The organism is Photobacterium halotolerans DSM 18316, assembly GCF_000425165.1.
Taxonomy (GTDB): Bacteria; Pseudomonadota; Gammaproteobacteria; order Enterobacterales; family Vibrionaceae; genus Photobacterium; species Photobacterium halotolerans.
Map to the genome: position 1 here is coordinate 15482 of NZ_AULG01000027.1, position 14581 is coordinate 30062.

General features: G+C 56.2%; 11 protein-coding genes and 1 riboswitch. Of the genes, 7 read left to right on the forward strand and 4 right to left on the reverse strand.

The window, feature by feature from the left end:
* Positions 1-529 precede the first annotated feature (529 nt).
* The 4 genes from H511_RS0107685 to H511_RS0107700 all read right to left on the reverse strand — a co-directional run bounded on the left by H511_RS0107685 (position 530) and on the right by H511_RS0107700 (position 5496).
* Positions 530-2350, reverse strand: a complete 1821-nt coding sequence (locus H511_RS0107685) for an AMP-dependent synthetase/ligase (protein WP_027251786.1) — start codon at positions 2348-2350, stop codon at positions 530-532.
* A gap of 245 nt (positions 2351-2595) precedes the next feature.
* On the reverse strand, positions 2596-3552 hold the full coding sequence (gene leuO / locus H511_RS0107690) for a transcriptional regulator LeuO (RefSeq protein ID WP_027251787.1): 957 nt from the start codon (positions 3550-3552) through the stop codon (positions 2596-2598).
* A gap of 319 nt (positions 3553-3871) precedes the next feature.
* On the reverse strand, positions 3872-4984 hold the full coding sequence (locus tag H511_RS0107695) for an MJ1255/VC2487 family glycosyltransferase (RefSeq protein ID WP_027251788.1): 1113 nt from the start codon (positions 4982-4984) through the stop codon (positions 3872-3874).
* Positions 4981-5496 carry a phosphatase PAP2 family protein gene (locus H511_RS0107700; protein WP_036759149.1) on the reverse strand — a complete coding sequence of 172 codons (516 nt, stop codon included), beginning with the start codon at positions 5494-5496 and terminating at the stop codon, positions 4981-4983. Before H511_RS0107700 ends, H511_RS0107695 begins: the two co-directional genes overlap by 4 nt.
* 486 nt (positions 5497-5982) lie before the next feature.
* Here H511_RS0107700 and leuA point away from each other — a divergent pair, with 486 nt between their 5' ends.
* The 7 genes from leuA to thiP all read left to right on the forward strand — a co-directional run bounded on the left by leuA (position 5983) and on the right by thiP (position 14580).
* Complete coding sequence (leuA, locus tag H511_RS0107705) at positions 5983-7533, forward strand: 2-isopropylmalate synthase (RefSeq protein ID WP_027251790.1); 1551 nt, start codon at positions 5983-5985, stop codon at positions 7531-7533.
* 2 nt (positions 7534-7535) lie between these two features.
* Entirely contained in the window at positions 7536-8627 is a 1092-nt protein-coding gene (gene leuB, locus H511_RS0107710; protein WP_027251791.1) for a 3-isopropylmalate dehydrogenase, read from the forward strand.
* Between the two features lie 26 nt (positions 8628-8653).
* The gene (gene leuC, locus H511_RS0107715; protein WP_027251792.1) at positions 8654-10093 is read left to right on the forward strand and encodes a 3-isopropylmalate dehydratase large subunit; all 1440 of its coding nucleotides are present in this window, start codon (positions 8654-8656) and stop codon (positions 10091-10093) included.
* A gap of 17 nt (positions 10094-10110) precedes the next feature.
* Complete coding sequence (gene leuD, locus H511_RS0107720; protein ID WP_027251793.1) at positions 10111-10713, forward strand: 3-isopropylmalate dehydratase small subunit; 603 nt, start codon at positions 10111-10113, stop codon at positions 10711-10713.
* A 151-nt stretch (positions 10714-10864) separates the two neighbouring features.
* Positions 10865-11644: a DUF547 domain-containing protein gene (locus tag H511_RS0107725; protein WP_027251794.1), complete on the forward strand. Its 780-nt coding sequence runs from the start codon at positions 10865-10867 to the stop codon at positions 11642-11644.
* Between the two features lie 89 nt (positions 11645-11733).
* Positions 11734-11836: riboswitch (TPP riboswitch) on the forward strand.
* Positions 11837-11952: 116 nt separating this feature from the next.
* A complete protein-coding gene (thiB, locus tag H511_RS0107730) occupies positions 11953-12939 on the forward strand; it encodes a thiamine ABC transporter substrate binding subunit (RefSeq protein ID WP_081669221.1) in 987 nt (328 codons plus the stop codon).
* A gap of 27 nt (positions 12940-12966) precedes the next feature.
* Positions 12967-14580, forward strand: coding sequence for a thiamine/thiamine pyrophosphate ABC transporter permease ThiP (gene thiP, locus H511_RS0107735; protein ID WP_036759152.1), 1614 nt, complete (start codon positions 12967-12969; stop codon positions 14578-14580).
* Position 14581: the final 1 nt, after the last annotated feature.

A 14581-nucleotide genomic window follows, 5' to 3' on the forward strand; every position in this document is an offset into this window, starting at 1 on the left:
GCTGGGGCTGTCTTTCTGTGCCGCAGCAACAGAAGGGCAGTCATACCGGGTTACGCCAGCATACCGAACGGGTTTGCTTAACATTCGTCGCCGTCAGCAAGACAGCGGTAGGGAGCAGACCAACAGTGTCAGTGGTACAGACGGGTATAACATAGTTAGGGCTTATCTTTAGCCTAAAGAAATCCAGTGTGTTTTTCGTACTATGTGACTGCCAATGGACATTCCCACCAGCAGTAACCCAGTCGCCACCTTAACGTTTTTTAACCGCTGACGTCCATTCCCCACAGCTATTTCGTGGTTATTTTCTGTACTGACTGCAAATAGCCTTATTAACGGCCAGCGAACAGAAATCAAACAGGATAATGAACCAGTATCACACCAATAAATCAGCATATGCGCCCATCATTATCCTTTGCAGAGCAGGAAGGCTGACAGAAAATCATGAAAAAAGCAGACGTGAGTCTCGCTGATAAGACAACGACCTGCTGACAGGCCGCTGGTAACAGAAAGGATTGCCGGTAGGTTTCGCTTAGCGCTTTGGTGGCTTCTGGCGCGGACTCTCGTGATACATGGCTTCGATCTGCTGGTGATAGCGCTGAAGGATCACCTTGCGGCGCAGCTTCTGGGTCGGTGTCAGTTCTCCCTCATCCATTGAAAAGGCTTTGGGCAGCAAAGTGAACTTTTTCACCTGCTCGAACTTGGCGAGATCTTTTTGCAGCTCGGCAATGCGTTGCTCGACCACGGCCATGATCTGGCTGTGCCTGAGCAGTTCCAGACGGTTGTGATACCTGATATTCAACTCGCGGGCGTGGTTTTCCAGGGTCTCATAACAAGGCACCACCAGGGCAGACACAAACTTGCGGGCATCGGCAATCACCGCGATTTGCTCGATCATTGAGTCCTTGCCGATCGCACCTTCAATCACCTGAGGCGCAATATACTTGCCGCCTGAGGTTTTCATCAGCTCCTTAATCCGGTCGGTGATGAAAAGATTGCCCTGTGCATCGAATTCGCCGGCATCACCGGTTTTCAGGAAACCGTCCGGGGTAAAGTTCGCGGCAGTTTCTTCCGCCAGCTTGTAGTACCCGCGCATCACCATGGGCCCGCGCACCAGAATTTCACTGTGCTCACCGATTTTCACTTCCGCACCGGGCATCAGGGTACCAATCGAATCGGCGTTAAAACCAATATCGTCCCAGCAGGATACGGTGGCCGTGGTTTCCGTCATCCCGTAGCCCAGCTTGACGTTGATGCCTATGGCATGAAAGAAACGTCCGATACCGGCATCCAGCTTGGCTCCGCCGCAAGGCATGAACTTGATACGTCCGCCCAGCACCTCACGCAGCTTTGACAGCACCAGCTTGTCTGCCGCTTTATGGGCGATGTTTAACCAGGCCGCTGGCCGGCGGTTCTGCTGCCGGCATGCCGCCATACGGTGACCAATGGCCAGCGCAGCGTGAAACAGCGCCCGGCGGTGCACCGGGGCTTTGGCCACTTTGGCCTGCACCGCACTGTAGATTTTCTCGTAAACACGCGGCACCGCCGACATCACATTCGGCCGCACTTCCACCAGCGCCTCACGCACGGCATTGGTGTCGGTCAGATAGCAGTTGATACCGCCGCGGTGCAGCACATAGAAAGTCCAGGCGCGTTCGAACACGTGGGACAAGGGCAGGAAACACAATGAGACATCCCCTTCGTTCAGGGCCAGTCTCTGATCATGGCCCTGCAGCTGCGCTGCAATATTGGCGTAATCCAGCATCACCCCTTTGGGCGTGCCTGTAGTACCTGAGGTATAGATCAGCGTCAGCAAATCATCCATCCGGCAATCAGCCAGACGGGCCAGCAGCGCCTCTTCATCCCCGCTTCTACCCTGGGCGACAAACTGCTGATAATCACATACCAGCGCATGATCGGCAGGGTCGCAGTGGCCATCCATCAAGACGATGCGTTCGAGCTGCGGGCACTCTGCCGCTATCTGCAAGACCGCGTCCAGCTGGGCAGCCTCGCCCACGAACAGCACCTTAATGTCGGCGTTATTGATGATATAGGCCGCCTGCTGCGCGGTACTGGTCGGATAAATCGGCACCGTCACCCCGCGCAGGTACAGGGTGGACAGATCGGCGACCGTCCAGCGGGCCATATTGGGCGAAAAGATCCCGACTTTATCCTGAACGCCGACACCCTGGGCCAGCAACGCCAGTGACAGCTGATGAATCTGCTCACCCAGCGTCTGCCAGCTGATGTCCCGCCACTGGCCATCTTGAGGATAGCGAAGCGCGATACGGCTCCCCAAACGGGCGATCTGGTGCTGAATACGGTGAACTATGTGGTAGTCAAGTTGTGACATAAACGGCTCTGTCATGAAATTAGCTTACAGCTGTTCGCTGAAGGAGCAGAAAGTCTACTGATCGGACATCAAAAGGCAACAGAGATCATCAGGCTGACAGGCAGAATGCTGCATGGCTCCCACTCCTTGCGACGGCATAACACAATGCGGCGACTATCTGCACGCCAGAGCCAAAGCCAAAAAGAAGAAACGGCTGTTTCCCCGAAGAGAAACAGCCGTATTCAGCACAGTAAACCTGGCGGGATTTAGCAGGTAACCTGATCACAGATAGCCAGTAACTGTTCGCGCAGCCACTGGTGGCCCTTGTCTTTTTGCGAAGAGTCATGCCAGCTCAGGTAGCCGCTGATGGTCTTACCTTCAAACGGCAGTGTCATCAGCTGGAGCGACAAGTTCTCCGCCATGGATTGCGCCAGCCATTTTGGCATCACGGCAATCAGATCGGACTGGCCGACCACATACATCATATTGCTCAGGCTGCCGCCCTGGTAGGCGACATGACAGCCTGGCGCCTGATGGTATACGGCTTCTGCAAACCCACGCGCCCCCTGCACTGGCTGAAGCACAGCATGCTTTTCAGCCACGAACTCGCCGGCACTCAGCGCACCCTGAATGCGCGGGTGGTTACCGGCCGCGACCACCACCAGCTCGTCTTTAAACAATTCAGTGGACGTAAAACCCTGATCATCAAAACGCAGATAATCGATAACGAAATCCAGTTCCTGATAGCGCAGTTTCTGTACCATGTCACTTTCAATACCCGCTTCCAGCGCCACCTGTGCCTTGGGGGCCAGATCGCCCAGCTGACGCAGAATGTGGGGAGCGAAACGGATATCCAGCGGATTACACACCGCCAGGCGGAACAAGCGGTCCGATGTTTCCGGCAGGAAAGTTGAAGACGGCAGTTCATTTTTGATGAGCTGCAGCGCCTGGCGCACGGGACCAAATAATTGCTTGGCTCTGGTGGTAGGCTGGATCCCCCTTCCATGGCGAATGAACAGCTCATCGTCAAAGGTCGCTTTCAGCCGCGCAACGGCATTACTCACCGCTGGCTGAGACATACCCAGGTTATGTGCTGCTCGGGTGATATTCTGCTCCTGCATCACCGCATCGAATACTGTCAGCAAATTCAGATCTACATTCCGCAGGCTCAAGCCCATGGAGAGATTTTCTGCTGCTTGGAAAGACATACCTCTACGCGCCATTTCTGACCTCTTGTTCGAATAATCCGGAGAGTCTTGCTCCGCTAACCAGGGCACAACACCCTCACATACCCATTAGAAAATTGGGGGTAATCAGTATTATTCAAAAGAATGATGACACCAATACCCTGAGGGACCCCAACCTGATTCTAACAGTATGATATAGGTCAATATTGAACGACAGTCCAAACAAAAACAAGCAGATAAATCCGTTATAAAAATATCTAAAAGGATATAAAACAATATGACCAGAAATGAATATCAACGACTTAGAAGGGAATCAGACTCCTGACGCGCCAGCCACGTCAGGAAGAAAAGGGGATCAATAAGTCCCGGTGATTAATGATCGCTCGCTGGAGCTCCCGCTCTCTGGGCCAAAATCTGCCACGGTTTCCAGCACAGGTTCCGGGAAGCTGACAGGTTCCCAGAGTGACTGGCACAGTGCATCCACCGACGGCCGGTTGTCCTGCTGTAACCAGCGGGCCACGGCCAGTGCCACATCCGGCCAGATAACCTGACCCGGCGAATGGCTGTCGAGCCAGTTGCGTATCGCGGCTGCATCGAGCGAATGCATACCGACCGCCAGCCCCATCAGCTCCAGCGTCGCCACATTGCTCAGTTGCTCATACTGGCCTTGCAGCGGTTTGAGCAATAATTTCTTGCCCAGTGCGATAGCTTCCGACGGCAGCTCAAAGCCTCCGTTAGCAATCACCCCGTCACACACGGCTAACCGCTGGTGAAAACCAGTCCGGCTCAGCGCGCAGACGTGGACATTGTCTTGCTGATAGCTCTGGCGCACCGAGGGGTGATAACAATAAAAGGTCACCGCTGAAAAACGGGACAGCATCTCCAGCACTTTATCCAGCGCTTCAAACGGCAGGTACACCAGCACTGACCCGTCGGATTGGGGCGGGGAGTCAGTATGCCGGGGCACGATCGGCGGCAGGATCGGGGCACCGAAGTGGTACCAGTGCAGGCCCAGTTGCTGATCCGTCGGCGCAAAATGGCGGATCAGCTTTCTGTCCAGCCAGCTTTCCCCTTCTTTCGGCACATCATACAAAAACGCGCTCTGATGGCTGAGCCCCAGGCTGGGGATCCCCTGCCGGCGGGCAGCCCAGGCCGAGACAGGCTCAAAATCATTGAGCACCAGATCATAGCCGGACAGATCCATGGCCCTGACCTCCCGCCAGAAACCCAGCAACGAATTCTGCCGCAAGGTTTTCCATTGGTTCACCTTGCCGTGCTCTGTGATAAAGGTCAGCCCCCGGGCGGTGTGATAATCGCCGAAGCACTCCATATCAAAATAGTGTTCAGCCGGGCGGCCGGAGAAATGGAAATCAACGGTCACGCCAAGCTGGGAAAAGGCTCGGGCCATTTCCCTGGCCCGGGAAATATGGCCGTTACCGGTTCCTTGTACGCCGTAAAGTATTTTCATATCGCCCCCTTGACGACAGCAAAGCACATCATGCCCAGCAAAGCGCCCGCCACAATGTCGGTAATGAAATGCACCCCCAGCAGCACACGGGAGAAACCTATGAGTATCGCCCAGGGCCAGACCAGCCAGGCCGCTGCCGGGTAAAAGGCAGAAATTAAAGAGGCCATCAGAAAAGCAGCGGCGGTGTGTCCGGATGGCAGGCTGTATTTGTCAGAAGGTTGAATAAAACTGGGTAGCTGCGCCGGACGATCTCTTTTGAAGGTGTTTTTCAACAGCAGGTAGACAGGCAATTCCAACAGGAATGCCAGTAATCCCAAGCCCAATACCTGACCGCCCTGTTGCCGGTCAAATACCCAGGCCAGCAAGCCGAACAGTAAGTACAACGGCCCGTCCCCCGAACGGGAGACCATCCGGCTCAGTGTCGCCACCGGCTGATTAAAGCGGTGACACAGACATAAACTGGAAAAGGCGTAATCAAAGCGCTGGATAGGTACTAATACAGTCACTGCCATAGCACTATTCTCCTCTTAACCTGTGCAGCCAGATTAAGAAGCGGATATGACATCCGGGTGACGATTTCGAGGAGGGATAATGACAATCGCCGTCTTTGCGCGGGCGGAAAGGGTCGGGGACGGCTGCGCGCTCACCAGAGTAATGAGTTAGCCGCAGCTCTCCTATAGCCAAAGCGGGCCAGACTCCCCCTGCTTTCCTATCGAAAATGCATAAAGATACAATTATCGCTTGACGCTAGTCTGTACAATTTGATATTCCTTTGGTCAACAACACAGCGGATCAAAAAAACAATGCAAACACAATTCACTCTTCTACTCAGCCTACTCCTTCTCGTGACCAGTCGCGTGGGTAGCTGATGGGTGAAATTCACCGCTAAAAATTCAGATTAACCCGCGCCCAAGCGCGGGTTTTTCGTATAAAGGCCCGGCGTACAGGACGCGACCCAGCCATCATAGACAGGCAGGCCAACTAAAAAGGAAGCAATCATGAACGATCAGGTCATTATATTCGACACCACCTTGCGCGACGGCGAACAGGCCCTGTCCGCCAGCTTAACCGTGAAAGAGAAGCTGCAGATTGCCTACGCACTGGAGCGCCTGGGTGTAGATATCATTGAAGCTGGCTTCCCGGTGTCCTCGCCGGGCGATTTTGAGTCGGTGCAGACCATCGCCAGGCACATCAAGAACAGCCGCGTCTGTGCCTTGTCCCGTGCCGTAGCGAACGACATTGATGTCGCTGCCGAATCGTTAAAAGTTGCCGAAGCCTTCCGAATCCACACTTTCATCTCCACCTCCACCATCCATGTTCAGGACAAACTGCGCCGCAGCTACGATGATGTGATCGACATGGCGGTGGCTGCCGTTACCCGTGCCCGCAAGTACACGGACGATGTGGAGTTTTCCTGCGAAGATGCCGGCCGCACCCCGATCGATAACCTGTGCCGCATGGTCGAAGCGGCCATCAAGGCCGGTGCGACCACAGTCAACATCCCCGATACCGTCGGCTACACCCTGCCCAGCGAGTTTGGCGGCATTATCAGCCAGTTGTTTAACCGGGTGCCAAACATCGACAAAGCAGTCATTTCGGTGCACTGCCACGATGATTTGGGCATGTCGGTCGCCAACTCCATGGCCGCCATTCAGGCCGGTGCCCGCCAGGTAGAGGGAACGATTAACGGGATTGGCGAGCGTGCCGGTAACTGTGCGCTGGAAGAGATCGCCATGATCATCAAAACCCGCGCCGAGCTGCTGGGTGTCAGCACCAATATCAAGCACGAAGAAATTTCCCGCACCAGCAAGATGGTCAGCCAGCTGTGCAACATGCCGATTCAGTCCAATAAAGCCATTGTCGGTGCCAATGCCTTCAGCCACTCGTCGGGTATCCACCAGGACGGCGTACTGAAGAACAAGAACACGTACGAGATCATGACACCGGAGTCTATCGGCCTGAAGAACCAGGCGCTGAACCTGACCAGCCGCTCCGGCCGCGCGGCCGTCAAGAGCCACATGGACAGCATGGGTTACAACGACAACGAGTACAACCTGGACACCCTGTACGCCGACTTCCTGAAGCTGGCCGACCGCAAAGGTCAGGTGTTCGATTACGATCTGGAAGCCCTGATGTACTTCGCCAACATGCGCGAGGAAGACGATTACTTCAAGCTGAACTACCTGAGTGTGCAATCGGGCAGCGTCATGGCCACCACCAGCATCAGGCTGCAGTGCGGTGACGAAGAGAAATGTGAAGCGGCAGTCGGTAATGGTCCGGTGGATGCGCTGTACCAGTGTATCTACCGCTTAACCGGCTATGAGATCGCCCTGGACAAGTTTGACCTGACCGCCAAAGGCGAAGGGGAAGACGGCCTGGGTCAGGCGGATATCATTGCCAATTACAAAGGCCGCAAATACCACGGTACCGGTCTGGCAACCGATATTGTTGAAGCGTCCGGACAAGCTTTGCTGCATGTGATCAACAGCATTCACCGCGCCGAGCAAATTGCAGAAATTAAACAGAAAACAAAAATGGAGACAGTATAACCATGGCAGGTCAACGCTATAAAATTGCCGTGTTATCCGGCGACGGGATTGGTCCGGAAGTCATGCGTCAGGCACACAAAGTGCTGGACGCCATTGAAGCCCGTTTTGGCTTCACCCTAGACCGTGAAGAATATGATGTGGGTGGTATTGCCATCGACAATCACGGCTCGCCGTTACCGGACCACACCCTGAAAGGCTGTGAAGCTGCCGATGCTGTGCTGTTCGGCTCGGTGGGCGGCCCGAAATGGGAACACCTGCCCGCCAATGAACAACCGGAACGCGGTGCACTGCTGCCGCTGCGCAAACACTTCCAGCTGTTCTGTAACCTGCGTCCGGCGCAGATCCACAATGGTCTGGAAGCCTTTTCTCCGTTGCGTGCCGACATCTCCGAGCGTGGTTTTGACATAGTAGTGGTGCGTGAGCTGACCGGCGGCATCTACTTCGGTCAGCCAAAAGGCCGCGAAGGGGAAGGGGCGATGGAGAAGGCCTATGATACCGAGATCTATCATCGCTATGAGATCGAGCGTATCGCCCGTATCGCCTTTGAATCTGCCCGCCTGCGCCGCAAGAAAGTCTGCTCCATCGACAAAGCCAACGTGCTGCAAAGCTCGATTCTGTGGCGCGAAGTGGTGGAAGGGATCGCCAAAGATTACCCGGATGTCGAACTGAGCCATATGTATATCGACAACGCCACCATGCAGCTGATCAAAGATCCGTCGCAGTTTGACGTCATGCTGTGTTCCAACATCTTCGGTGACATTATCTCCGACGAATGCGCCATGATCACCGGCTCTATGGGCATGCTGCCTTCGGCCAGCCTGAATCAGGACAAGTTCGGTATGTATGAGCCGGCAGGCGGTTCTGCGCCGGATATCGCCGGTAAAAACATCGCCAACCCGGTGGCACAAATCCTGTCGGCCGCCCTGATGCTGCGCTACAGTCTGGAACAAGAAGAAGCGGCACGCGCCATTGAGCAAGCCGTCTCCCAGGCACTGGAAGCCGGTGAGCTGACCGCCGATCTGGCCGGCAGCCGCCCAGCCCTGTCTACTGACGCCATGGGCGATAAAATCGCCGCCTACATCCGCCAGGCGTAAGCCGAACGACGAGGAGCAAACGAGCAATGTCAAACACAACACACACAGCCAAAACGCTGTACGAAAAAGTCTATGATGCCCACGTCGTGGTGGCCGCCGAAGGTGAAAACCCGATCCTGTATATCGACCGTCATCTGGTGCACGAAGTGACCTCACCGCAGGCCTTTGACGGTTTGCGAGAGAAAGGCCGTCAGGTTCGCCAGACCGGCAAAACCTTCGCCACTATGGACCACAACGTCTCAACGCAGACCAAAGACATCAATGCGTCGGGCGAGATGGCCCGTATCCAGATGGAAACCCTGGCCAAGAACTGTAAAGATTTCGGCGTCACCCTGTATGATCTGAACCATAAATACCAGGGCATAGTCCATGTCATGGGGCCTGAGCTGGGTATTACCCTGCCGGGCATGACTATCGTGTGTGGCGATTCCCACACCGCCACCCATGGGGCGTTCGGCGCGCTGGCCTTCGGTATCGGGACGTCTGAGGTTGAGCACGTACTGGCCACCCAGACCCTGAAACAAGCCCGCGCCAAAACCATGAAGATTGAAGTCAGAGGCAAAGTCGCCCCTGGCATCACAGCCAAAGACATCATTCTGGCGATCATCGGCAAAACCACAGCCGCCGGCGGTACCGGCTATGTAGTCGAATTCTGTGGTGAAGCTATCACGGATCTGAGCATGGAAGGCCGGATGACGGTCTGTAACATGGCGATTGAGCTGGGTGCCAAAGCGGGTCTGATCGCACCGGATCAGACCACCTTTGATTACATCCAGGGCCGTAACTTTGCCCCGACCGGCGCCGAGTTTGAGGCTGCCGTAGCATACTGGCAGACACTGAAATCCGATCCCGATGCTCAGTTCGACCACGTGGTGACCCTGGATGCCAAAGACATCAAACCCCAGGTCACCTGGGGCACCAACCCGGGTCAAGTGATTGCCATTGATGAGCCGATCCCGGCACCGGACAGCTTCAGCGATGCGGTTGAGCGCGCTTCTGCCGCCAAAGCGCTGGCTTACATGGGCCTGGAAGCGGGCAAAAAACTGGCCGATTTCCCGATTGATAAAGTCTTCATCGGTTCTTGCACCAACTCGCGCATTGAAGATATGCGAGCCGCCGCCGCGGTCGCCAAAGGCCGCAAAGTGGCTCCCAATGTTCAGGCACTGGTAGTGCCCGGCTCTGAGCAGGTCAAAGCACAGGCCGAGCAGGAAGGGCTGGACAAGATCTTCATCGAAGCCGGTTTTGAATGGCGCCTGCCTGGCTGCTCTATGTGTCTGGCGATGAACAACGACCGCTTAGGTCCGGGAGAGCGCTGCGCCTCGACCAGTAACCGTAACTTTGAAGGCCGTCAGGGCCGCGATGGCCGCACCCATCTGGTCAGCCCGGCGATGGCCGCCGCCGCTGCCTGTGCCGGCCACTTCGTGGACATCCGCGAGCTGGACAAAGCCACCGTCGCCACCGCCTAATTTAAGAGGGAACAAGCATGGCAGGAATCAAACAACACACAGGACTGGTGGTGCCGCTGGATGCCGCGAACGTCGACACTGACGCCATCATTCCAAAGCAGTTTTTGCAGAAAGTGAACCGTACCGGTTTCGGTAAGCACCTGTTTCACGACTGGCGCTTTCTTGATGACGCCGGCGAACAGCCTAATCCTGAGTTCGTCCTGAACCACCCGCGCTATCAGGGCGCCAGTATCCTGCTGGCCCGTGAAAACTTCGGCTGCGGCTCATCACGCGAGCACGCGCCCTGGGCGCTGGCTGACTACGGTATCAAAATCATCATTGCGCCGAGCTTTGCCGATATTTTCTATGGCAACGCGATCAACAATCAGATGGTGCCGGTACGGCTGACAGATGCTGAAGTCGATGAGATCTTCCGGTTTGTCGACGCCAGCCAGGGCGCCGAAGTGACGGTGGATCTGGAAAGCATGACGGTCAGCGCCAACGGCAAGACCTACAACTTTGAGATTGACGAGTTCCGCCGCCACTGCCTGCTGAACGGTCTGGACAACATCGGCCTGACCCTGCAGCACGAAGATAAAATCGCTGAGTATGAAAGTAAGATCCCGGCTTTTCTGGCCTGATCTATACTGTCATTGCTGACTGGCTCAGACACCCTGCTCCGGCAGGGTGTTTTGTTTAGCGCCCGCCATCAGAAAGAAACGCCCCCGGTTTCGGTCTGCTGAATATCAATCTTTTTACAGAGGTGTTCACATGTATCCGTTACGCCAACCCCTGATCGTCCTGCTCCTGATGATGCTACTCAGCCTGTCTTCAGCGGCACTGGCCGCCCCCAAAGCCGATCTCTGGCCTTTGTGGCAGGCCAGTAACCCGGGCAGTAGCGCAAAAATTGATCACGCCCTCTGGCAGGGCCTGCTCAACGACTATCTGCTGGTCGCCCCCAAGCAGACCCGCTTTCGTTATGCCGCGGTCAGCCCGCAGGATAAAGCCGCTCTGGCACGTTATCTGGACCAGCTCGCCGCGCTGGACCCGCGCCGCTACAACCGCAATGAGCAGTTTGCCTACTGGGTGAACCTGTATAACGCCCTGACCGTCAAAGTGATTCTGGACAACTATCCGGTCAGTTCGATCACCAAACTCGGCGGCTTGTTCAGCTTCGGTCCCTGGGATGAAAAGCTGATCACCATCAGCGGACAAAAACTGTCGCTCAATGATATTGAACACAGGATTTTGCGCCCTATCTGGCAGGACGCGCGTATTCACTATGTGGTGAACTGTGCCAGTTTAGGCTGCCCGGATCTGCTCCCCGAGGTCATGCAGGCCGATACACTGAACGAACAGCTCGACCAAGCGGCCGAGCGCTTTATCAACAGCGATAAAGGGGTTGATGTGCGCGGCCAGAGCGTCCGCCTGTCGTCGATTTATGACTGGTATCAGAGTGATTTCGGCACCCTGGCTGAACTGCAGACACACCTGAACACTTATCTCAGCCGGCCGGTGACGCTGACATCGCCCAGTTACGATTACGACTGGCGGCTCAATGAGATCAAATAGCCTCGCCTGATCAGCTAACTTGCAGCTCAGGATTCACAGCCGGCTGCAATTGTGGCTGGCAACCTGTGTCGGCCGCGTTTACAATGAGAGCCGTTCTCATGGGGAGTCTTAGGGCTGAGATCGTACTGCGTACGGGACCCATTGAACCTGAACCAGATCATGCTGGCGGAGGAATTGAGAAAAACTGAGAGACAAGAAAGCACACCTTTACCCCTTTCGTGCCTTCCCGGGGAGATTCTCCCTCTCACTCAACCCCGCGCCTTGAAGAAATCGGAATTCCCTGTTTGACAGGAACTCAGGAGCGCTTTGTGAAACACCTACTGATAACCTTACCCCTGCTGGCTGCCGCCACGTCTGCCGCGGCCGCTCAACCGACCTTGACCGTTTACACCTACAGCTCTTTTACCGCGGACTGGGGACCAGGTCCGGCCATCGAAACCGCGTTTGAGAAACAGTGCGGCTGCGATCTGCAGTTTGTCGCCCTGGACGATGGTGTGTCGATCCTCAACCGTGTCCGGCTGGAAGGCAAAAGCAGCAAAGCCGATCTGCTGTTAGGGCTGGATAACAACCTGATGACGGAAGCCAAAAAAACCGGGCTGCTGGCCACCCACCAGGTGGATACCGCAGCGGTCACCATTCCGGGCGGCTGGCAGGATGACACCTTTGTCCCTTTCGATTACGGTTACTTCGCTTTCATTTACGACAGCAAAAAACTGAATAACCCGCCAGAGAGCCTGAAAGCCCTGGTTGAGCGCGACGATCTGACGGTGATTTACCAGGATCCCCGCACCTCAACGCCGGGACAGGGTCTGATGCTGTGGGTGAAATCTGTCTACGGTGACCAAGCCGCCGCTGCCTGGCAGCAACTGGCGAAAAAAACCGTGACTGTGACCAAAGGCTGGTCAGAGGCCTACAACATGTTCCTCAACGGTGAAGCCGATCTGGTGCTCTCTTACACCACCTCACCGGCCTACCACCTGATTGCCGAGAACGAAGACAAGTACAAAGCCGCCAACTTCAGCGAAGGCCACTATATGCAGGTGGAAGTTGCCGCCAAGCTCAAAAACAGCCGCAACAGTGAGCTGGCCGAGCAGTTCCTTGCCTTCATCCTGACGCCGGGCTTCCAGTCACACATTCCAACCGGCAACTGGATGTATCCGGTGACCAATCAGGAACTGCCTGAAGGGTTCAGCACCCTGACCCGGCCTGCCAAGTCGCTGGAGTTTTCCGCCGATGAAGTCGCGAAAGAGCGTAAAAGCTGGATTCGCGAGTGGCAGACGGCCCTGACCCAGTAATGCACCTGTAATGCAATAGGACAGACCTTGTTACTCTCCCGTTCCAGCCTGCCCGGCCTGTTAAGCGCCGGGCTGATACTGCTTGTGGTCGGCGGGGCGCTCAGCGCGCTGCTGAGTCAGGCCACCGAACTGCAGCCGCTCAGCTTGTGGCAGGATCCTTACCTGCGTCATGTCACAGCCTTCAGCTTTCAACAGGCCCTGTTATCGACCCTGCTCAGTGTGATTCCGGCGATCCCTGTCGCTTACGCCCTGTCCCGGCGCCGTTTTCCGGGCCGGACGGTACTGCTCAGGTTATTTGCCATGACAGTGGTGCTGCCGGTACTGGTGGCGGTGTTTGGTCTGCTGGCTATTTATGGTAACAGCGGTTTGCTGGCCCAAGGACTGGCCAGGCTGGACATGACCCTGCCGTTCAGCATTTACGGTCTCAACGGCATTCTGCTCGCCCATGTTTTCCTCAACCTGCCGCTGGCAAGCCGTTTACTGCTGCAAAGCCTGGAAGGTATTCCGGCCGAACAGCATCAGCTTGCCGCCCATCTGGGTATGAAAGGCTGGCCGCTGTTCCGGCTGGTTGCCTGGCCGCGGCTGCGTCAGCAGTTGCCTCAGGTCGCCGGGCTGGTGTTCATGCTGTGCTTTACCAGCTTTGCGGTGATTATGTCGCTCGGTGGCGGCCCGAAAGCCACCACGATCGAGCTGGCTATCTATCAGGCACTGAGATACGACTTTGATTTAGCCGCCGGTGCCATGCTGGCGTTATGGCAGATGCTGCTGTGCTGCTCGCTGGTGCTGCTCGGCCAGCGCTTTGCCAGACCGCTGTCCACGCTCAGCGGCCGGGTTCGCCAGGGGCATCCGAATTACCTCGACAGCCGCTCGGCCAGAGTGTGGGACGGATGCTGGATTGGCTTGGTGCTGCTGTTAGTTCTGCCGCCTATGCTGGCAGTACTGAGCGCCGGGCTCAACGCCCAGCTGCCGCAGCTGCTGAGCACCCCCGCCCTGTGGCAGGCGATCAGCCATTCATTGCAAATCGCGGCACTGGCCTGTGTTCTGGCACTGATCAGCGGGATCGCCATCCTCTGTGCCAGCCGTTACTGGCGGCTGCAGCGCTACCGTCTCTCTGCCGACGGGCTGGAGCTGATTGGCACCATTATTCTGGTCACACCCGGGCTGGTGATCAGCACAGGTCTGTTTTTGCTGCTGCGCGAATTCACCGACGTCTTTGCCTCGGCCTTCTGGGTGGTCGTGGCCGTCAATGCCCTGATGGCACTGCCTTATGTAATCAAAACCCTGAGCCAGCCGATGCTGCATCTCGCCCAGCAATACAATCCGCTGTGTCAGAGTTTGGGCATGCGCGGCCTGTCGCGCCTGTATCTGGTGGAATGGCGGGCACTGCGCAAACCTATGGCCCAGGCGATGGCGATCAGCTTCGTGTTGTCGCTGGGCGATCTGGGTGCCATTGCGCTGTTCGGCAGCCAGGATTTTCAGACCCTGCCCCTGTACCTGTTCCAGCTGATGGACAGCTATCAGATGGATGCCGCCGCCGTTGCCGCTCTGCTGCTGCTCTTGCTCAGCCTGGGCATTTTCACTGTAGTGGAAAGCCTGTTATTGTCCCGATCTGCCTCGTCTGCCCGCACTGCTAACGGATAAC